Genomic DNA, 20,796 nt, shown 5'->3' with positions numbered 1-20,796 from the left:
TAAATAATTGCCGATCGCACCCCCCACTCCCATCCGCTCCCCGTCATCCCCCGATTTGTGGCATTCTATATCTGAAAACCTCACAAAACACCGCATGAAGGAGGGCAGCAAGTACCAGTCGCTCTTAGATTATCTGCGCGAAAATCGCCATCTCGACGAAGTAACCCTCAACTTCGCCGAAATAGAGGCATTGCTAAACGACGCACTCCCCCCTTCCGCCCTCCGTCAGCAAGCTTGGTGGAGCAACCGCAAAAAGGGCGCTCTGCAAGCTACCGCTTGGATGGAGGCAGGATATCGGGTGGAAACAGTCGATTTCGACGCACAACGGGTAACATTTCGCAAGTTAATCCAGAAAATTCAGGTTCCGCAGGCGGGCGATGGGGTGCAGTGGAATGGCGAACTCATCAAGGCATTGCGTCTCCATATGGGCTTGACACAAGCAGAATTTGCACAACACATAGGCGTGCGACAGGCTACAGTCAGCGATTGGGAGAACGGGCAATTGCCTGCTCGTTCCACATCAAAACATTTGGATTTGATAGCCGAGATGGCAGGATTCAAATACAGAGAGGAATCTGAAAATTCGGATTAGACTGTTGACATATTAAAGATAAACGTATATATTGTCAATAAGGCAGTTTAGTTAGGCGATCGTCAAGTGCGATCGCCCCAAAAAACAAAGCCCCCAAAAACAAAAGCCAGCGCCGCAAATTGGGCACTGGCCGATTCAAAATTAAAAAATCACCTCTATGATACACCATTCTTTGACGCCTCGCCCGATTACGGATCGAGAAAAACGAATCATTCAGCTTTACGCTGACTGTCAACTGGCGATGACTCCGCAGCAATTCTACGCAAAATGGGATGTCCCGCAAGAAGCTCTAGCTCTCATTTGCTGTCGTGAGCTTTCTACTGTGCGTCGCTGGTTTACCAGGGGAGGCAGGCACCGCCATCCCCAACTGCACGACTTGCGTCACCTCGCCTTGATGAATTTTCTGTTAGAGCATTTTGAAGCGATTCCCCCAGAACTTCGGCAACAACTTTGCTTAGCCAATTCGTAATCTTGCATTTTTTCCCAGCCACCTGACCAAGTAGGTGGCTTTAATTTAGCCCGCTATAATTAAGCTGAAACATTTGTTGGGGATCTCGATATGCCTTTCAGTGCTTATAAAACGATCGCTGCCGTTCTCAAAGAATTTACAATCAGTTATATAGAAGCAAATTTTATTGTTGAAACTGCATTTAATATTCCTGACTACTTTCGAGAAGATTTAGAAATTGTCAGGCAAGATAATGTCGTCAACAACTCAGAATACGCTATTTGTGAATACATCATTGTGCCGATTTTAAAAGAAGTTTGGAAGCAATATCGCAAAAACTTCATTTTGTGGAGCCACCAAGCCTTAAACTGCGATGCTAATCTTAACGGATTTCCTGAATATATTTTAGCTCAAAAATCTCCTTTAGGTAAATTGGTATTCGATCGACCTTATTTTGTAATTATAGAAGCCAAACAAGATGATTTTGAGGCTGGATGGGCGCAATGTTTAGCCGAAGCGATCGCAGATCAACGGCTTAATGACAAACCAGAACAAGATGTATTCGGCATTGTTTCCAACGGCAAACTATGGCAGTTTGGCAAACTCAAAACAAATGTTTTTACTCTCAACCAAAAATCTTATTTAATAGACGATTTAGACAAACTTTTTGCTGCAATAAATTATGTATTTCAACAGTGCGAATTACTGAGCAATTCAGATAAGTTGCAGTCATGATTGACAACAATAAGCGCTCGTTTACAGAAAATCACTTGACTTCGATCGACTAAAGGCTAAACTGAACTAAAGCTTTACTATAATATCTTCTCCCCGTTCATGAACATTGCTTATCTAATCAACCAATATCCCAAAGTCAGCCACAGCTTTGTCCGCAGAGAAGTGCTAGCAGTTGAAAATTGCGGCATGAAAGTCGCGCGTTTTTCGATCCGATCCTGCGAATCAGAACTCGTGGACGGGGCAGACCAACTAGAGCAAGAATTGACTAAAGTAATCTTAGGAGTTGGTGTACAGGGGTTAGCGTGGGGTTTGCTCCGCGTTGCCGCAACTAGACCAATTCGATTCATCGAAGCTGTGCGGTTAATGTTCAAAGTTGGCTGGCACTCGGAACGGGGGATTTTGCTGCATCTAGCTTATTTAGCAGAAGCTTGCATTCTTTTAAACTGGTTTGCAGAATCGGGTATCGCACACGTTCACGCTCACTTCGGGACAAATTCGACAACAGTCGCAATGCTGTGCCGCGTGCTTGGCGGCCCGACTTACAGTTTCACGGTTCACGGCCCTGAAGAATTCGATAAAGCCACACTTCTTTCCTTAGACGAAAAAATTAAACGATCGACCTTTGTAGCGGCCGTTAGTTCCTTCGGTAAAAGTCAGCTTTTTCGGTGGTGCGATCGCACTTTTTGGTCAAAAATTCAAGTCATACACTGCGGCGTAGATGGTGCATTTTTAGCTGCACCCTACGTCCCCATACCCGCAGCACCCCGCTTAGCTTGCATTGGCCGGCTCAGCGAACAAAAAGGTCATTTGTTATTGCTAGAAGCTGCGAACTTGCTAGCAGTTCAAGGCTTAGAGTTTAAGTTGGTACTCGTAGGAGACGGGCCGCTGCGATCGGATATTGAACAGCAGATTCTGGAACTCGGCTTGCAAAATCATATAGAAATTACCGGTTGGGCCAGCGGCGATCGAGTTCAGCAAGAGATTTTAGCTTCACGGGCAATGGTATTGCCGAGTTTTGCTGAAGGTTTGCCCGTTGTAATTATGGAAGCCCTCGCTCTCCACCGGCCCGTAATTAGCACTTATGTTGCTGGCATCCCGGAACTCGTAGAACCCGGTGTTTGCGGTTGGTTAGTTCCTCCCGGTTCCGCAGAAGCATTAGCCGTAGCAATGCGCGCGGTATTGGAAGCACCTCTAGAAAAACTAGAACAAATGGGGAAAACAGGAGCAGAACGAGTTGCTCAACAACACAATGTCGATTTAGAGGCAAAGAAATTAGTGGCGCTGTTTGAGAGTGCTTGAGAATGGTGCAAAACCTATTGATTAACTGATATCAAATCTATCTGTTAGCATCGGAATTATTCAGATATCTCCGATCTTTATCTGCGTGAATCTGCGTCAATCTCTTGTCATCTGCGCTTGCTGAAATTTTCTTTTTTTTACCGCAGATGATGGCAGATAAACACAGATTAACGCAGATGAATTAGATTGATTCCGGTTGCAGCGTCCGTGATTGTTGAGTGTTGACTGGATTTGACGCCCGACGATGCTACCGGGTTTGATATGACATCTTGCACCATGATTAATAAGTCTTTCAAGGGCGGGTTCTCCTGCCCACTCCACAGGAAAATTAATTATTTGTGGAACAGGCCGGAAAGCCTGTTCCTTGAATTAAAGCAACCTACTTACAAACTTTTCAAGGAATAGGAACAGACCGCAACAACTTGTCAACAATCGTCTTAGCCCTCCTTCCCCCCGCCGGAATCAACCGGTGAGAAAGTACGTGCGGGGCCAAATATTTCACATCATCAGGAGTCCCATAATCCCGGCCCTCCATAAACGCCAAAGCCTGGGACGCCCGGTGCAAAGCCACCGCACCGCGGGGACTCACCCCCAGAGTAATCTCCTCATCTTCCCGCGTCGATCGCACCAAATCTACAATATACTGTTTCAAAGAGCCTTCCACCTTCACAGCAGCGCACAAACGGCGCAATTCCTGCACTTCTTCCAAAGAAATACAGGGCTGCAAATCTTCAACAGCAACACTATCAGAAAGCCGTTCTAACATTTGCAACTCTTCCAACGCAGCGGGATAGCCCAAAGTCAAAGACAAAGTAAACCGATCCATCTGCGCTTCCGGCAGCGGAAAAGTGCCTTGATATTCGATCGGGTTCTGAGTCGCAATCACAAAAAATGGCGCGGGAACGTTCCGAGACACTCCATCTACTGTCACCTGCTTTTCTTCCATCACTTCCAGCAAAGCTGACTGAGTTCGCGGCGTCGCCCGATTGATTTCATCGGCAAGCAAAACATTAGCAAAAACTGGCCCGGGCAAAAACTCAAACTCTCCGCTGCGCGGATTCCAAATATTAGTACCGGTGATATCAGTCGGCAACAAATCGGGAGTGCACTGAATCCGCTGAAACTTCCCATCGATCGATCGCGCCAAAGACTTCGCCAGCAGTGTTTTTCCCACACCAGGCACGTCTTCCAGCAGCGCGTGTCCGCCTGAAAGCACGGCTACCAGCACCAAGCGAATAGCATCGGCTTTGCCAACAATAGTTTTGCCTAGATTTTGTTTGAGCCGCTCAATATGTTGTCTCATATCCCTGATTGCTAATTGCTAATTGCTAATTGTGGAAAAGATATCAAGATTGCCAAATTCTTGAGTCTTTGCCTTGCGAACTTCATATTTGTAGAACTAGAATTTAGTCTGACTCATCTTGCACCATTTTGAAAACCGATCGCCTGTTCTAGATCGCATAATTATTAGACTTTAGCAGCTAATACGCTTCTAGCAATATCGCAATCTGCCTGAATTTGAGTTTTGAGAGCATCCAGAGAAGCGAATTTTTGTTCGGGCCGCAAAAACTCTACCAGACTCGCGCTCAAGGTTTTACCGTACAAATCCCCAGACCAATCTAACAGGTGAACTTCCACAGTGGGTTGCAGCCCGTCTACCGTCGGGCGGCAGCCAACATTCATCACCCCATTGACAAAAGATAAATTTGATGCTTTGCCGGTAATTAGAGATTTGGGATTTTCCCGCTGATAGGAAGAACTTTCCTCTTTCATCTTTTCCCATCCATGCTTCAGCGAGACTCGCACCGCGTACACGCCAAAACGCGGCAAAAATTTTTCCGGCGGCAGTTCGATATTAGCAGTAGGAAATCCGATCGTCCTGCCCAGCCGCTGTCCCCCAACCACAGTCCCGACTAAACTGTAAGGTCGCCCCAGCAACTGATTCGCTCTTGTGAGGTCGCCGGATGCCAGACCTTCGCGGATTGCTGAACTGCTGATCCGATCGCCCTCACCGCAATTGTGCAGGGGTACAAGACCAACATCAATACCGTAACCCGAGGCGATCGACTGCAAATCTACAGCCGTCCCAGCGCGTCCCCGTCCAAACCGAAAATCAACCCCCACACTAATTCGACTCGCTTTTAGTTGCCGCACCAGAATTTCCTCGACAAACTCAATAGCCGTCAAAGCCGCCAATTCTCGATCGAACGGCAGCAGCACAAGTTGCTCGACGCCCATTGCTGCGAGCAATTCTACCTTTTCTGCCATAGGCGTCAGCAGTTTTTTCGGTTGACCCGAAAAGAATTCTTGCGGGTGCGGATCGAATGTCACCACAGTGCTGTAAAGTCGATCGACCCCATCAGAATCGCGACCATAGAGGCTGTTGCCGTCGGCCCTAGGGCCTATCAAACCCTCGAAATTATGGCGGCTGTCGGCTCGATCGGGCGGTGCTGCTGAGTCGTTGTAGCAGGTCGCCGGATGTTCTGTTTCCAAATTTTGATCTTTGCCAGCGTTGGAGCGCAAGTTTGGCCCCGACGCAATCACCGTCGCAGAATTTTGCCCGGGCGATCGATTTAAAATTGGCTGCACGACTTGTCGATGCCCTAGGTGCAAACCATCAAAGTTTCCCAAGGCAACAGAAGTTGGAGTCAGAGCAGCGGTACAAGAAGAAGTTACCCACACGCTTAAAATTTTGACATACTTAGCCAGATTGCGATCGCCAGTCGATTTTAGATTTTAGATTTTAGATTTTAGATTTTACCCCACAGATAAATCTGGAAGGTTGAACTTTGGTCTAAACTTTTTGGTTTTCCAGGACAGGAGTACGTGGCACGGTATCCGTCTTTGAGTGAGGTCAATCGATTTTTGATTTTTGATTTTTGATTTTCGATTGAAGCCTTGACCTCACAGATAAATACGTTCGGCTCTTTATCGGATACAGGTTTTTGATTTTTCCACGGATGAATCCGGGGGCTTGTATCCTGGATGCTTGATTGTCAGCCCTCGCTTAAATTTTCGATTTCACCGATCGAGATTTCAGAACCATCTGGCAATCTCACATCCCTCAGACAGGCACATGAGGCGCTTGCACCGACACTTCAGACACATCGTTATCGTTATCAGGAGGCAGCAATTGTAACGACAAACCTTCCCGGGCCATCAAACTATTCGGGAATCTTTGAGCCACTTGTTCTCCCACCCTGTCTAAAAACTCGTCATTGTGCAGCGGGTCGTGGTGAAAAATCACCAACTTTTTGACGTTAGCAGCCTTTGCCACCTTCACCGCTTCCTGCCAAGTCGAATGTCCCCAGCCGACCTTGCTGCTCTTCTCGGCATAATACTCCTCATCGGTATAAGTAGCGTCGTAGATCAGCACCTCAGCATCCTGAGCCAAATACAGCACATTTTCGTCTAAACGATCGGGAAAATGTTCGGTATCAGTCACGTAAGCAGCCGAATACCCCCGCCAGTTTACGCGGTAGCCTATAGCTTCGCCTGGATGGTTGAGCAAAGCAGTTTCCACCTTAATCTCTCCGATTTCCAGCGGTTTGCCCACTTCTATATCGTTAAATTTCAGGTCGGCCCCCATAATTTGCAGGGGTACCGGAAAATTGGGGTGCAGCATCTGGTCGTGGAGGCGCTGCTGGATAGTAGCCTTATTAGGAGCAATAGCCCCATAGATGTGAAAGCAGTTCCCAGGAATAAAAGCTGGGACAAAAAATGGGAATCCTTGAATGTGATCCCAGTGAGAGTGAGTAAAAAACATATGAGCTTTTACGGGCATCTGGGACAGCAGAGTTTGTCCCAAAACCCGCAATCCAGTACCGCCATCGAAAATTAGGCGACTCTCACCCACTCGCATTTCTACACAGGGCGTGTTGCCCCCGTAACGTACTGTTTCTGCCCCGGGAGACGCTATGCTACCTCTAACGCCCCAGAAGTGAACCGTGAATTGGTTGTGCATACTAGACATGGGTTTTCTTGCAAGATTGTTCCGGCGAGTTATCGGTAAGGTGTTTACATATTACTAAGGGCTTTACCATCAAACCCAAGTTTTTTGACGGTAGAGTTCCCCACTTGTTGGAAGTGCCAATAGTTTCGCTTGCGAGAGAATGCTAAACTGTTGGGCTTGACAACTGAGCAATAAATTACAAGGTAGACTAATCAAGTCTGGAGCGTAACTATTTTTTTCCTCTCTTCACTAGCCTAACCTCCGCAGACACACTTTGGGGCCGGAGTTCTGTATGAGTTTGGTCACAAGCCACTGTTTCTCCAGCCTCCGCACTTGCCGAACACGATCGCGCGGTTGGTTGCTTGCCTTGCTGCTTTACCGGCTTGAACCCGGATGATGGGCTTTCTCAACTCCCATTAATTCACAAATCTTAGCAGTTTGGGAATGCTCCTGCTAATTATCCAACAATACTGTCTGTGTCTGGATTCTCTGCTCGCCCGGAGGCTGCGGTTTGTCCAGCTAGCGGTCAAGCTGAACCCAGCCTCATCTGACACCGGGGGTAGCAGGGAGAGTCCGGGGCTGGGGGCAAAAGGCTAAATTTTCGTCGTACATTTCTTGGCGGACGAATTGAATCACTCAAAATTCCCCTCTTTTGTGAAGTTAAAAAAATTCGATTTTTTGCCATCATGCCAACTCCGATCGCCCTTGGGCCTCAACAGTGATTCAGAAATATTCCCTGTTAACCTGTGGTGCTTTTCTCAACTATCTTCAATAGCTCTATTTTTGGTAAGGATTTCTCGGAATTCGGCGCAGTTGCGGTACTCGCCACGGGTTTGAATTTCGGGTATCATAGAGTCTTAGACTCTTGTTTACCGAGAATCTAAATCAGTGCTAAAAAAGCCTGGATAACTTGAAGTTATTTTTCAAAAAAGTCAGTATGAATCAAGTTAAAAAAACTACAACCAAGCTGAATAGATCGCCTGTGAAAGTGTCCGATCGCACTTTGGAACTCGGTAATCTCCCCTTGAGCGACCTGTCTTTAGAAAAAACTGACGATCGAGCTTTGAGGGATTTTAGTTCGGACGATCGCCCGCCGGGAACCCCAACAGCCACAGGTCGGACTGCCGAAAAAAGGCGTCGGAGGGTAGATGGCAAGAGCGAGTGGGCCCGATCGCCTGTGGTTTCTACTGCCTTTCTCAAGTGGCTGCTAGAGAGTTTGACTCGATCGAAAGGTTGGCTGGCAGTTGTCACCCTGGCAGCAGTTTGGGAGTGGTGGAACAGTCAGTTACTGTTTTCCACAGGCCTGGGGATAGCAGCGATGATGCTGGTTTACCGAGGGCAGTCGCGGGACTGGCAATTGCTGCGAGCAAAAGGCGAGCAATTTTGGGAGGGCCCGAACCGCCGATTCGTTTTAGCCGTCGGCACCGGTGGCATGGCTACCTTGGGCGCTTACATGAGTTTGGCGATTTGGGCGGACTCAAGCAGCCACTGGATCGCTTTGAGCCTAATTTTGCAGAATTTGGGCACGATCGCAATTGCAGGGCTGTTGCTGCGGCAAGGGTTGAGTCTGGGGGCCGCAAAAGATGAAGTGGCCCTCGATCGCATCTTGGCGGATTTGACCGATGCTGACCCCGTGAAGCGTTTGATTGCAGTGCGGCAAATGACCGATTTGGTGAATCAGGGTGGGTTTGGCCCTGTGAGCTCTGTCAAAAGTTCGCTCGCCCGTTCCCGCGCTGCCGAGTGCTTTCGCCTGATGCTGAGTCGGGAACCAGAAGCTTTAGTCCGCAATGCCCTTCTCGAAGGTTTGCAGACTTGGGACACTACTTATGGCATGGCTTTAAAATCCAAACATCAAGTCATCGACTACTAGCTGACCGTCAAAAGCGTAAAAAGTAATTCGATAAATATTAGGAGCTTTTACGCGCAGGGGAGCCCTAGGGGCGATCGGAGAATTAGACCCGACCAGATTGGGCGCCGGCATTTCATCCTGAACAATTGGGTTGCCGTCAATGTCACAAGCAGATAAAACAGTTCGCCGCGAACTGGTGACCAGTCCTGACACCCAGCGAACTGGATACTTAAAAGTTACTTCTATCAGTCCGCTTTTGGGGGCTCCCATTAACACTGTTGCCCCAGAACCCGTGAAAAATGATGGGTTTGAAGGTTGGATGGCGACGGCATTGCTAAAAGTCACCCCCCAATGTGCAAACTGGTGTTCTACTACTTCAAAGCATTTCAAGTCTTCTAAAGCTACCCGGACGATCGCGGGTACCGTGGCGCGCGATCGCACATCTGACCCGGCGCCTGAGCGTTCTGGAGTAGCGACAAAAGACTTTTTGCCGTTTAAATCCTTGCTTCGACAGGCTGTGTCAAATTCTGCAAACCCGTCCGATTGAAGACTTTTCGCATCAACCATAAAACCCTCGCGATCCCGTTTTCTGAGCAGTTGCATTTTAGTAGACCTCCCTGAGATTAGTTGTTTCTTGTGTTTTGGAATTGATAACGGCGAGGCCCGTGATTGCCAAACCTGCAATTAGGAATCGAAACCCCATCGCCCGCCCTCCAACAAAGACTTTCGACCTCAAAAGCCACTGCTCCGCAAAATATCGTGATTAATGATTCGTGATTGGCGAGGCTCGGCCAACCTGCCGCCCGCCTGAAAGCGAGTTCTAATACTCCTCCTTTCCGAGCGCCTGGTTTCGGGGTTGGCGAACAGACTCTATTTTGTTGAGGGGTCTTACCCATCATTTTGCTATTATCTCCGATCGGCGGTAGTTTGCAAGGGTGAGGATAACTACACAGCCGAATAGCCCAAATCGCAAAACTTACTTCGTGTCTGTAGTTTCACGCTTCACCTGTACTAAAATAGATTTAAATCATTACTCAATCTTTACAAAAACGCCACCAGCTTTGCACGTTTTTTAAACAGAGACGGGGCGACGGAAAAGAATCTAAAACATAACAGCGATTGAGGTTAGTTTATGCTTGTACCCCTCGGCTTCGGTCAGCGATCGATAGTTACTTCTCTCGGCAGAATGGTCTACTACACTGCTGAAAACATGCCTTGGATGGGGTTGCCGACCTCAACTTCGGAAAATCAACCAAACTTAGTATTTTTTCACGGTTTTGGCGGCGGGTCGAGTGCCTACGAATGGTCGAAAGTTTATCCGGCTTTTGCGGCAGAATATCGAATTTTAGCACCTGATTTAATCGGTTGGGGGCGATCGGAACATCCGCCGAGAAATTACCAAGTTGAAGATTATATCACAACTTCGATCGAATTTATAGAAAAAACTTGCGGCAGTCCGACAGAGGTGATTGCTTCTTCGCTAACAGGGGCGATCGCGATTCGAGCTGCGATCGCACGCCCGGATCTCTTCAAATCCCTGATTTTGACCATACCCAGCGGTTTGTCGGACTTCGGACAAGATTACGGCACAAGTTTCTTCGCTAAGCTAGTCAACACGCCGATTTTAGATCGCTTGCTCTACAGTACCGGAATCGCCACAGACGGCGGCATCCGCAGCTTCCTAGAACAGCGCCAATTTGCCGATTCGCGTCGCGTTTACCAAGAAATTGTTGATGCTTACCTCGAATCTGCTTTGGAACCCAATGCAGAATATGCCGCCCTGTCTTTTGTGCGGGGAGATTTGTGCTTTGATTTGTCGCTGTACATCACTCAGCTAACAACGCCGACAGCGATTATTTGGGGAGAAAAATCGCAGTTTACCGGGCCCGATATCGGCCAGCGCTTGGCCAACCTCAACCCCGAAGCAATCAAAGTTTTTCAACCTCTGGAAAACGTAGGTTTGACTCCGCAGTTAGAAATTCCCGCTGTCACGATTGGCTTAATTAGGCAATACTTAAAATTGCTTTCGGAAAAGTGAAGAAGTTCGGCAACGAAGCACTCTACGGGATGTAACGGATGGAGGAAAAAGGAAGAAGGAAGTTCGGCAACGGATTTTTTAAGGGATGTAACGGATGGAGGAAGAGGCTAGAAGGAAGATTAATTAGCCATTACGCATTAGCCATTACGCATTAGCCATTACCCATGACTAATGACTAATGACTAATGACTACTAATTATTCTTTGACTCGCACGTCGATGACGCTGGCGTTGAAAATGTACTTGCTGCCTTCAAGCTCTAGCGTAGTGCCAATTTTGACTTTCGTATTACCTAAAACCGGGCCATTTTCAGTAAGTTGACCTTTTCCCTCTAAGGTAAACATCATATTTTTGCTGAAGGCTTCTTCTTCTCTGGGATCGGGGAGAGCTTTCAGAGTGCCGTTGGGCTGAGGAACTGCTAGGGTTCTGGTGAGAGTTTTGACAGATTTGATCGTAATCTGACCGGAGGGTTGATTGCGGATCACCACATTGATTTTATCGCCTGCTTTGAACAAATTTGGAACGTTTGTCCCTTTGAGACCGATCGCAATTGCATCAATTTCTACAGGTTTGACACTGGTGCCGACTTGGGCGACGGAACCGCCAGAAGTGCCGGGAAAGAAGAAGATTCCGACTGCAACTAGCAGTACGATCAGAGCGGCAGCTACGTCTAGAATGCTGAGTTTGCCGAACAGCCGGCCTTGAGAATCCAAAATTTTCATAAATCGCCTATTATACTGATAGCGACAGGAGTATGTTTACAAGCTCAGGACTTACGCAGACATCGATGAAAAACAGATGCTGCTATTGCTGAGCTACCGCTGGCAATGACATACTTTATTGATGCGTAAGTCCTGAAGCTAAAAGATATTACCACAACGATCGCCCAAAATCCGCATGACTGGGGCACTTAAGCCAGAAGGCAGTTGAGGGCGGTTGGTTGGCCTTGGCTCGATCGCCCAGAAGCTGGTGGCGCGGTTAAAAATTGACAAAAAGCTAGAATAGCAACTAAGCAGCCTCAAATTGCGTCTGCCTATTTAGTGACTTTTCGAGTTTTTCCTACAATTTTATCTAACTTCTGGCACCTATCACTCATGTTAAAAAGTTTTTGGTTGACTTGCCGGCATACTTGCGGCCGGGGGATTTATCTGTTTCTGTCCCTGATTGTGGCTGCGGGTATCTGGGTGCTTTCCCCGGAACCGACTCAAGCATTTTCTTTACCTGAACTGATTTTTCGAGGCATTCAAGTTATTCAATTGTCGAATATGTCCGATCGCCAAGAGGTGGCTATTGGCCAACAAATTAATCAGCAGTTAACGAACAGGGAGTTTAAGATTGACCGCGATCGGGACACTACATTATATATCAACCGCATCGGTCAACGACTCGCTCAAGAAAGCACTCGCCCGAATATTCCTTATACTTTTCAAGTCATTGACGACGACACGATTAATGCTTTTGCAACTATGGGCGGTTTTGTTTATGTGAATAAAGGCTTGATGGCAGCGGCGGACAATGAGGCAGAATTGGCAAGTGTGATCGCCCACGAAATTGCTCACATTAATGCTCGCCACGCGATTAAACAAATGCGTCAAATGGCCATAGCTTCAGGTGTAGCTTCGGCGACTGGGCTCGATCGATCTCAGGCGGTTCAGATTGGGGTGGAATTGGCTTTGCGGCGCCCCCACAGCCGCCAAGCTGAGTATGAAGCCGATCAGTTGGGATTGCAAACTATGGGGCGAGCAGGCTACGCTCAATCTGGGATGGTTGATTTTATGAAAAAGTTGCTCAACAAGCCTTCTCCTCCTAGCATTTTAAGCACTCACCCGGCAACTGGCGATCGTATTGCTGCTATTTCGCAGGCTATAGATCCAGCTCTTGCTAGCGGTGAAGGTTTGAATAATGAGGATTACAGGCTAGAAATCCGCCGGCTTTTAGGTTCCTAGCAAATGTAAATCAGTCAGGCACTCTCTTGTTTTCTCTTCTCTTCTCTTCTCTTTTCTTACTTCGCGCTCTTCGCGTCTTCGCGGTTCGTAAAAAAATAAATCCAGTTACTAAGGTATGTCAGCAGCCAGTTAATTTCGATTTATATAGATATCACATCTTGCACCATTCTCAAGAACGGGCTCTTCGGCCCGTTCCACAAGAGATAAATTTTTTTGTGGAACAGGCCGGAGAGCCTCTTCATAAAAGAATTATTGACAATGGTGCAAGATCTAAGATAGATCGGACTTAATCTGACATACCCTAAAACTACAAATTAATTTAACACTGCTGTTGAACAACAGAATCGATCGCAGGTTCCGGGGGTGCAATCGGCTGTGGCCTCAATTGCCTGACAACTTCGTCAAACGGCAAAATTCGGACTTGATTGTTAAATACATTTACTTGATAAACTCTGCGGTAGCTGAGGTCAAATCCTGTCAGCCAGCCGCTTTTGGGATGATAAGCACCCGTGTCAATATCCAACCACCCTTCGCCCCTGACTAATTCGCCCGGTCTGACTCCATGAAAGGTAAAGGTGATCGTGTGACCGGTGATAATTAATTTATTGGGAAAATAGGGTTTCGACATGGTGTGAAATTCCCTGCGAATCCAACACAGTTGTTCGATCGACTGTTCATCGATCGACAGATGCGGGTCAACGCCGGCGTGAACCAGCCAGATGTCCCCTAAATCCAGGTGCGTGGGGAGCGATCGCAGCCACTCTAAGTGTTTGTACGGCATCATCCCTGTATCTCTGTAGCTGGCTACTGTCGCATCGCCGCCACTGTAGAGCCAAGATTGCCACGCTCGCATATCCATCGGTGTCCCAGACAAAGCCTCCAGCATCAGTTGTTCGTGGTTGCCCAACAGAGTGTGGTAGGGGCTTTGCTGCACAAAATCTAATACCTGAGCGCTTTTGGGGCCACGATCGATTAAGTCTCCCAAAAAATAGACGCGATCGTTCGAGCTGGGGGCAAGTGCCTCTAGCAGGGTCATTAAGCCGTCATAATGCCCGTGTACGTCCCCGATAACAATGCGCCGGTGCTCCATTGTGTTTATCCGCTTCCCTGACTCAAAACCCCCATCTCTAGCCTATAGCATCTGATTTTACTGCTATTTGCCTCCCCTCTTTTACGGTGGAGGGGTGTCACCCATTATACTGCTTTGTATAAATGTCGTGTAAAGCTCGCCAGTCTCTGTTTGCGTAGCTACTGATAGAAACACAGGCAAGCTGTTAATTGTGCTTCTGCAACTGCTGTTACTGAGGCAAAGCTTTGAGTTATTTCACGCTTTAGGGTGCATCAGCGATTAGCCGACGGATTAAGTCGAAAATAATCCTTGACACACCCTAAAATACGATCGAGCCTTAACGATGGTCACTGAGTCAAAGCTTTGAGGAATGTCTGGAGTTCTGCCAAAAAACCTTTCTTTTTTAGAGGTTTTGCAGGTGTGGTGGAGTCAGGATCGGCGCTTGGGAGAGAAGCGGCTAAAATCCGCTCTAAATCGTCTCCGACAGGTTTTTGGGCGGTTTCAGAAATTAGTTCGTATTCGTCGTTTGTTTCCAGCCACACTTGCCACGGTTGGGGGTAGCAGCGGAATAAAGCAGCGGTGTCTAGGGGTCTGATGTAGTAGCAGGATTCAATTTTGTTGAGGAATCGATCGCGCAATTGGCGGCCCGCATAGCCTATACCTATGGTGGCAACATCTTCCAGGCGCGGGTTGAGTAGAATTACTGGGCGACCTGCAGCAGCTATGTAAATTTTTTCAACTTGGGCAACTTCTACGGCTGCTGGATTTATCAAAAGGAAAAGTTGATCTTCCGGTGCTATTTTATCTTCAACAGGGGTGCGACTGCTACCTAAATCAGTTACTTTAAACGGTGTTTCTCCCCAGTCGCGGCGCGCGAGGGCTGCAGCACCGGTGTCGGGAAAAAAGACTTTTACTCCGGGGTAGATTTCCTCAAATTCTGGGAGAAATTGTAGGGTGATAGACTGTGCTTGCAGGGCGATTTCTGGAAATACTAATTCGACTTGCAGTAGAGTTTTGCCGTCCGAGAGGGCAGCGGCGGTGGCAATGCGGGATTGGGCGATCGCCTCGTTGAGATCCTTGGGCAGTTCTGTCATTAATCTAATTGTTTTTACTCGACTTCTCTCAATCCAATTTTACCTGAGATATTGCACCATTCTCAATTACCTGTTTAGGAACAGGCAAGATGCCTGTGAAGCGAAGAGTGAATTTTCTTGTGGAACGGGCCGGAGAGCCCGTTCTTAAGAATGGTGCAAGATGTAAGTTTTACCGCCTCAATCAACAAAAGCTAACACCGAAACGGGCGAACCGGAACCTCCCAAAAGGCGCAATATTCCGATAACTAAAGTGATGTCAGCCGCAGGTAACAAGTCGAGATTTGCTAGATTTTCCAGCACTATTCGCTGCTTTTCCAATACCAATTTGTTAACCGCAAAACTTTCATCTCGCCCGGTATCGACTCCGTGGGTGTCGGTTCCTATTCCGGCGATCGAGCGTTCTTCTAGCAAAAATTGAGTTGCTGCTTTGCCAAATCCGGGAAAGTGGCAAATTCCGCGATCGTCTCGGTTGAAAAATGCTCGCTCGTGATCCCATTTTTCTTGCCAGCCAGTATACAATAAAACTATATTTCCCGGTTCTATAAGTTTGTGCTGTTGTTCCCAAGTCAATATATCATCAATTGTTAAAGTGTAGTCTGGATTGGCAAGACTTTGCTCTCGGATGTCGATCGCAATTGCGGGGGAAACTAGCGACTGCGGGGAATAACTATCAATGCTGGCGCCTCCTGCATAAAAGCTGTTGGGTGCGTTGATGTGAGTGCCGCTGTGTTCTCCCATTGAGAATTTTCGCAGGAAATACCCGTCTGTTTCTATTTGAGCTACTGTGGCAATTTCTGTCGCTGGATCTCCCGACCAAATGGGAATATTTGGGTGAATTGCATGGGTTAAGTCTACAATTTTGCTGTAGGCGATCGTTTTTAAGTTATTTGACTTAAAGTTGTTTGTCATCAGGTTAAATATATCTATTTTTTATTAAACAAAGTTGAGTTTTTGACCTTCTGCGAGATCGATCTCAAATCTCAAATCTCAAATTCGATTAGTCGATCGACCGTAGCTTCCATCACATCCTTTGTTTGCCCGGAAACAGTATACACCAAAGCTTCTCGATAAACTCTCCCGGCCGGGTGTAACGCACCGTTAGCAGCACCGCTAGAAACTGCAACCGCAGCGTGCCCGCAACGCACCGCTAAATCAATGGCTTGAGCTCGCAGCGCTAATTGTTCTGTTTTCGAGCTATGTTGAGATTGTGGAAACTTCTGTTTTAGCCGATCGAGCTTTTGCTCTAGTTTTTGGCAAGCCGCCGCTATAAAAGGTGAATTTTTAGCAGCCGCCGCTGCTGCAATTACATCCAATCCCGCTCGAATACAGCCAAAAGTACCCGGAACAAAATTCAGTATATTTTTGGTGTCGTTTTCCGAAATCCAGCCGAGAGGTTTAACTGAAATTATTTCCGATTCATGCAGCAACCAATTATCGAGAGTTGCTGTCACAGTATTAGTCGAGTTCATGGCGATTAACTGCATGATTTCGCTACAAGCTATTTTACCCGATTCGCGTTCAATATTGGCAAAAGGCACTAAACCGAAAACTGCGCGATTGTCAGGAAGTACCGCCGCTACAATAAACTTTTGAAACAAGGCAAAACCTGTTACCCACGGAACTTTTCCTGACAGTAAATAACCCGCTTTTGTGGGAGTTGCGGTGACGGCAGGATTGCCCGATCGCCTTAAATGCGAAAACCCAATACCCAAGCGTAACTCTTTTTGGGCGATCGCGGGCAAGTATCTGCTTTTTAGCATTTCATTGTCGCTGTTGGCAAGCATGGCAGTTGCGCTGTGGTGCTGAGTTTGCAGGAAAGACAAAGCGCCGGAATATCGAGCCGTCAATTCCTGATATTGGTAAAAAATCTCCGGTGCAATTTCGGCACCGCCCCATTTTTGGGGAACTCGCAACGCTAAGAGCGATCGATCTTCCAATCCCGCAACTGCTGTTTTCAGGGCTTCCGAGTCGCTGTCGATAATTTCCGCGTGGGGTGAAATGCACTTTTGCAGGTAAGTTTCTGTGCTGTTGAGAATATCTTGAGAATCCATTTTTTATAATTATTTTATAGCAGAGGTAGGGACACGGCAGTGCCGTTTCCCTACTTACAGCATATTCCATGTAAATGTAGTACGGAGAAACCGGGTTTCGAGGAACAGAATCAGTAATGATGCGAGAACTTTAAAGAAACCAGGTTTTGCGCGGTGTACTTCATAAACCTGGAATACGCTGTATTTCCTCACATTCTGCACCCCGATCGAGAACAGGCTTTTCGGCCTGTTCCACAACAAATAAATTCTATCTATTGTGGAACGGGCCGGAGAACCAGTTCATAAAAGGCTTGTTGAGAATGCAACAATTAACTTTTTACCACACTTTCCAAGGAGCCTTCCCTTCATCCCAAAGTTCGTTTAAATACTTGTATTCTCGATAAGTATCCATCGCAAAGAAGAAGCCCTCATGACGGTAAGCCATCAACTGTCCCTCTGCAGCTAAACGCTGCATCGGCTCTTGTTCTAAAATACAATCATCTTCCCCCAAATACTCAAATACCCGGCGGTTAAATATCATATACCCAACACTGATCCAGCCGTCGATTTGAGGTTTCTCAGTAAATTGTACTACGCGGCTATCGCTGTCTACATCCAAAATCCCAAAGCGAGAAATCGGACGGAATGTGGTGACAGTTGCCAGCTTACCGTGAGACTTGTGGAAATCGACTAAAGCCTCAATATTGACATCAGCTACTCCATCGCCGTATGTCACCATGAAATTCTCGCGATCGATATATTTTTCGATCCGTTTTACCCGCCCTCCTGTCATGCTTGCCGCGCCAGTTTCAGCCAGGGTCACTTTAAAATCTTGTTCTAGATGTTCCTCGTGATAAGTGATGGTATTTTGGCGTCCCAGACAGATAGTAAAGTCATTGTTCATGGCTTCATAATTCAGGAAATATTCTTTAATCATGTTGCCGCGATAGCCCAAGCACACAATAAATTGTTGAAAACCGAAGTGTGCATAGATTTTCATGATGTGCCAAATAATCGGATGCCCCCCCACATCAACTAAGGGTTTGGGACGAAATTCTGTTTCTTCTCTAAGACGAGTACCGAGACCACCTGCTAGGATAACTACTTGCATTTTTTCATTTTTTTAAAGATGATAAATTAATTTATCATTAATCATCAGTGATTTATTCAAAGAATTATTAACTTTTTCTCATAGTGAGTGAAGCTTTGTAAACAACAGAAATCACGAACTATTCTCAATAATCGTAGGGTGCGCGCGGAGAACAATGTATTTAAAAATTGCGCGAACTTATAACTAATAGTAGGGTGGTACGGCCGACAGTATATTTGAATACAGCACAATTTTAAAATTACTAATAGTCGATTAACAAACAGACAAAAAAACAGCAATCATTTATACTAAATCTAAGAAAGAGATTCAACAGCAATGAAAAATCAACTCGATCGCCTAAAAAAGTTTTTAGGTATCCTCTGTGCGATCGCCTCAATAATTATATTATTCCAATCGGCTATACCTGGTGTTTACGCCACGGTTGTTGCACTGGAAGGCTCAACTATACCACAAACCACCGTAGCTTTTGTTCCCAACATACCGGGCGGCGGATTAGACTTTCACGAATCAGCAGGAGGACACACTTTAGAGAGACACGTTGGTAAAACAGAAGCACAACTAGCACAGCGACTCGCAAGCGAAACGACAATTTCTGCAGCATCTTCTTTTACTAACCTTTCCGTCGCCGAAGCGGCTATTGCAGAAGCAATGAACAGAAACCAAAGTGCGATCGACTCTTGGGTGAAAAGTCGAGGTAATCGTTATACGATCGACTACAACGCCAACAGAATAATTGGCATTACTCTGCGTCGCCGCGCATCCAAAGCAACTTCAACATCTCGCCTGAGAATCGTCCTCCAGCGCAGCGTCAAATTACCTCCCGGATACTTTATTCTCACAGCCTATCCCCAATGATAAATCAATTTCCTCATTTAACCCAATTTTTCAGTTCCTACTTTCACCAAGACTGGCCGTTAGAAGCTGACACTCCCAGCGATGTAGTGAACAACTACCGCAGCAGCGAACCGCGCCCAAGTGTTGAAGCTGCATCGCAAGAGCTCAGCAAACTGCTAGAAATGCCGATCGCCCCATCCGATTTAGAAGCATTTATCCTCGATGAATTAGGGTGTTACTACGACCCACAATCCGAAAATCAAACAGTCAGAGAATGGTTGGAATCCGTACAAAAATCTTTGAATAATCCCAGCTAAACTCTACTGACATCAGCTACCGCGCGATCGATAAATCCGTAGGGGCGGGTTCACCACCAGCCTCAAAAAGTACAGATAGGTTAAATAAACCCGCCCCCACCCCGCGATTTCTCTTCAAATCAAGCTCATTTGCTAACCGTCAATAAGTAGCCTTCGTGGACGTTGAAATTAGGGATAACATAAGCCAAGCTGCCGCTACCCACCGACAAACTTTCTTCTTTAACGGTGACAAGCTTTGGCACGGCTCCTTCTTGATTGTTGGGAATTTTTTCTAATTTTAGAGTAATTTTCTGACCTCTTTGAATACCTAGCTGCTCCAAATTTCCGAGGGTTAATGTTACCGTTGTTGCTGAGGAAAAATTGGGGTCGAAATAACCTAACAGTATCTGTGCTTTACCTTCAGGATTGGACTTGCTGGCTAAAGCGACAAGGCGATTGTTATTTGACCAACTCCGCACCCGCGAATTAACTCCGTCAGCATAAGCTTTGTAAGTCCACCAAGCTGCTCTCGGCTCAAAAGTATTAGGCGTCACCATCCCACTCAGCGTATTGTTGAAGCAATTGCTAACTTTATTTGGCCCTTTACTCTCCCAACAAGCTCTGCAAGCACCGTCAGCTTTTGCATACTCTAAGTTATACAAATAACCTAAGATTTCCCCCGGCTGGTACTGCGCTAAGTTCCCGACAATTTCGTTGACGTAAATTTTTTGTAATTTCAGTTCCTTGTAAGAGGGACTTTGCTGAAAATTGCGTTTAGCCTCAATTACGTGATCGTCAACAAATAAAATCATCGTGTCGTTAAGTTCGTGCCATGAGAGGAAGTTTACTTCAAGTTTGTTAGCCTTGCAGTAATCCAAAAAAGCGGCGAGATATTCTTTGCTGTAGCGGCCGAGGCTCGGTCCGCCAATCATTGCTGACGGCCCCAGTTCTTCCCGCAAAATTTTGTAAGCTCTTTTGTAAGTTTCAAAGAATTGTTCTCTGCTTCCATTCCAAAATGGATCTTTCCAATCTGGCTCATTCCATACATCCCAAATGATTTTTTTGCCTTTATTTTGCTGGGCTAACTGTCGGATGAATGCTTCCCACGCGGGGTAGTTTTGATAGGGCCAGCCATTGGGATTGCTACCGTAGCCCCACAAGTCGCTAACTACTAACTGAAACTCGGCTCCGCTGGCGATTACTCGATCGTAAATATCGAGTCTCCCCGCCCGCCAAAGTTTGGGCTGCAAGGGTTTGATAGAACTATCCGGCGGCTTGCTGGTGTCGATTCCGTGCAGGATGCCACTCATGGAAATTGTACCGGTGGCTGGCTGTCCAAAATCTACTGTAACGTTCGATCGCAGTTGGGCAACTGTTGGTTGCTGTCCCAAATATGTGATTAACAGGAGAGTGACAATAGCTAAACAAATTGGCAGCAGTTTATTAATACGTGGGAACTTGAATGTAAATTGCATATCTTTTGTTTGGTTGATGTTTTGTGGAA

At 46.7% G+C, this 20,796-nt stretch carries 21 protein-coding genes; 9 read left to right on the top strand and 12 right to left on the bottom strand.

The window, feature by feature from the left end:
• Window positions 1–7 precede the first annotated feature (7 nt).
• The 4 genes from OSC7112_RS14390 (at window position 8) to OSC7112_RS14375 (ending at window position 3,074) form a co-directional block, all read left to right on the top strand.
• Entirely contained in the window at window positions 8–592 is a 585-nt protein-coding gene (locus OSC7112_RS14390; protein ID WP_015176579.1) for a helix-turn-helix domain-containing protein, read from the top strand.
• A gap of 157 nt (window positions 593–749) precedes the next feature.
• The gene (locus OSC7112_RS14385; protein WP_015176578.1) at window positions 750–1,061 is read left to right on the top strand and encodes a hypothetical protein; all 312 of its coding nucleotides are present in this window, start codon (window positions 750–752) and stop codon (window positions 1,059–1,061) included.
• 90 nt (window positions 1,062–1,151) lie between these two features.
• Window positions 1,152–1,775, top strand: coding sequence for a hypothetical protein (locus OSC7112_RS14380; RefSeq protein ID WP_015176577.1), 624 nt, complete (start codon window positions 1,152–1,154; stop codon window positions 1,773–1,775).
• A gap of 99 nt (window positions 1,776–1,874) precedes the next feature.
• Entirely contained in the window at window positions 1,875–3,074 is a 1,200-nt protein-coding gene (locus tag OSC7112_RS14375) for a glycosyltransferase (protein ID WP_015176576.1), read from the top strand.
• Between the two features lie 394 nt (window positions 3,075–3,468).
• On the opposite strand, the gene OSC7112_RS14370 is transcribed toward OSC7112_RS14375, so the two are convergent.
• The 3 genes from OSC7112_RS14370 to OSC7112_RS14360 all read right to left on the bottom strand — a co-directional run bounded on the left by OSC7112_RS14370 (window position 3,469) and on the right by OSC7112_RS14360 (window position 7,047).
• A complete protein-coding gene (locus tag OSC7112_RS14370; protein ID WP_015176575.1) occupies window positions 3,469–4,377 on the bottom strand; it encodes an AAA family ATPase in 909 nt (302 codons plus the stop codon).
• 164 nt (window positions 4,378–4,541) lie between these two features.
• Complete coding sequence (locus tag OSC7112_RS14365; protein ID WP_015176574.1) at window positions 4,542–5,756, bottom strand: bifunctional riboflavin kinase/FAD synthetase; 1,215 nt, start codon at window positions 5,754–5,756, stop codon at window positions 4,542–4,544.
• A 382-nt stretch (window positions 5,757–6,138) separates the two neighbouring features.
• Window positions 6,139–7,047, bottom strand: a complete 909-nt coding sequence (locus OSC7112_RS14360) for an MBL fold metallo-hydrolase (protein WP_015176573.1) — start codon at window positions 7,045–7,047, stop codon at window positions 6,139–6,141.
• Between the two features lie 916 nt (window positions 7,048–7,963).
• Between OSC7112_RS14360 and OSC7112_RS14355 the strand changes: the two genes are divergently transcribed.
• A complete protein-coding gene (locus OSC7112_RS14355; protein WP_015176572.1) occupies window positions 7,964–8,896 on the top strand; it encodes a hypothetical protein in 933 nt (310 codons plus the stop codon).
• Here OSC7112_RS14355 and OSC7112_RS14350 read toward each other — a convergent pair.
• Window positions 8,864–9,478, bottom strand: a complete 615-nt coding sequence (locus OSC7112_RS14350; protein ID WP_015176571.1) for a hypothetical protein — start codon at window positions 9,476–9,478, stop codon at window positions 8,864–8,866. The genes OSC7112_RS14355 and OSC7112_RS14350 overlap by 33 nt on opposite strands.
• A gap of 529 nt (window positions 9,479–10,007) precedes the next feature.
• Between OSC7112_RS14350 and OSC7112_RS14340 the strand changes: the two genes are divergently transcribed.
• The gene (locus tag OSC7112_RS14340) at window positions 10,008–10,913 is read left to right on the top strand and encodes an alpha/beta fold hydrolase (RefSeq protein ID WP_015176569.1); all 906 of its coding nucleotides are present in this window, start codon (window positions 10,008–10,010) and stop codon (window positions 10,911–10,913) included.
• A 196-nt stretch (window positions 10,914–11,109) separates the two neighbouring features.
• Here OSC7112_RS14340 and OSC7112_RS14335 read toward each other — a convergent pair whose 3' ends face one another.
• Both OSC7112_RS14335 and OSC7112_RS41760 read right to left on the bottom strand, forming a co-directional pair.
• Window positions 11,110–11,634 (bottom strand): DUF4330 domain-containing protein, encoded by a 525-nt coding sequence (locus OSC7112_RS14335; protein WP_015176568.1) that lies wholly within the window; start codon window positions 11,632–11,634, stop codon window positions 11,110–11,112.
• Between the two features lie 138 nt (window positions 11,635–11,772).
• Window positions 11,773–11,904, bottom strand: coding sequence for a hypothetical protein (locus tag OSC7112_RS41760; protein ID WP_263053610.1), 132 nt, complete (start codon window positions 11,902–11,904; stop codon window positions 11,773–11,775).
• A 102-nt stretch (window positions 11,905–12,006) separates the two neighbouring features.
• Between OSC7112_RS41760 and OSC7112_RS14330 the strand changes: the two genes are divergently transcribed.
• Window positions 12,007–12,858, top strand: coding sequence for a M48 family metallopeptidase (locus OSC7112_RS14330; protein WP_015176567.1), 852 nt, complete (start codon window positions 12,007–12,009; stop codon window positions 12,856–12,858).
• Between the two features lie 319 nt (window positions 12,859–13,177).
• On the opposite strand, the gene OSC7112_RS14325 is transcribed toward OSC7112_RS14330, so the two are convergent.
• The 5 genes from OSC7112_RS14325 to rfbF form a co-directional block, all read right to left on the bottom strand.
• Complete coding sequence (locus OSC7112_RS14325) at window positions 13,178–13,948, bottom strand: metallophosphoesterase family protein (protein WP_015176566.1); 771 nt, start codon at window positions 13,946–13,948, stop codon at window positions 13,178–13,180.
• A gap of 326 nt (window positions 13,949–14,274) precedes the next feature.
• Window positions 14,275–15,021, bottom strand: coding sequence for a DUF1995 family protein (locus tag OSC7112_RS14320; protein ID WP_015176565.1), 747 nt, complete (start codon window positions 15,019–15,021; stop codon window positions 14,275–14,277).
• A gap of 177 nt (window positions 15,022–15,198) precedes the next feature.
• Complete coding sequence (locus OSC7112_RS14315; protein WP_015176564.1) at window positions 15,199–15,930, bottom strand: cyclase family protein; 732 nt, start codon at window positions 15,928–15,930, stop codon at window positions 15,199–15,201.
• Window positions 15,931–16,001: 71 nt separating this feature from the next.
• Window positions 16,002–17,072 carry an acyl-CoA dehydrogenase family protein gene (locus tag OSC7112_RS14310; RefSeq protein ID WP_015176563.1) on the bottom strand — a complete coding sequence of 357 codons (1,071 nt, stop codon included), beginning with the start codon at window positions 17,070–17,072 and terminating at the stop codon, window positions 16,002–16,004.
• Between the two features lie 316 nt (window positions 17,073–17,388).
• On the bottom strand, window positions 17,389–18,162 hold the full coding sequence (gene rfbF, locus OSC7112_RS14305) for a glucose-1-phosphate cytidylyltransferase (RefSeq protein WP_015176562.1): 774 nt from the start codon (window positions 18,160–18,162) through the stop codon (window positions 17,389–17,391).
• A 315-nt stretch (window positions 18,163–18,477) separates the two neighbouring features.
• Here rfbF and OSC7112_RS14300 point away from each other — a divergent pair, with 315 nt between their 5' ends.
• A complete protein-coding gene (locus tag OSC7112_RS14300) occupies window positions 18,478–19,017 on the top strand; it encodes an RNase A-like domain-containing protein (RefSeq protein WP_015176561.1) in 540 nt (179 codons plus the stop codon).
• The gene (locus tag OSC7112_RS14295) at window positions 19,014–19,313 is read left to right on the top strand and encodes a contact-dependent growth inhibition system immunity protein (RefSeq protein ID WP_015176560.1); all 300 of its coding nucleotides are present in this window, start codon (window positions 19,014–19,016) and stop codon (window positions 19,311–19,313) included. Before OSC7112_RS14300 ends, OSC7112_RS14295 begins: the two co-directional genes overlap by 4 nt.
• 125 nt (window positions 19,314–19,438) lie before the next feature.
• Here OSC7112_RS14295 and OSC7112_RS14290 read toward each other — a convergent pair whose 3' ends face one another.
• Window positions 19,439–20,767: a GH39 family glycosyl hydrolase gene (locus OSC7112_RS14290; protein WP_015176559.1), complete on the bottom strand. Its 1,329-nt coding sequence runs from the start codon at window positions 20,765–20,767 to the stop codon at window positions 19,439–19,441.
• Window positions 20,768–20,796: the final 29 nt, after the last annotated feature.

Source organism: Oscillatoria nigro-viridis PCC 7112, from assembly GCF_000317475.1.
Lineage (GTDB): Bacteria > Cyanobacteriota > Cyanobacteriia > Cyanobacteriales > Microcoleaceae > Microcoleus > Microcoleus nigroviridis.
The sequence above is the reverse complement of the archived record's forward strand: the minus strand, read 5'-3'. Positions and strand labels throughout refer to the sequence as shown.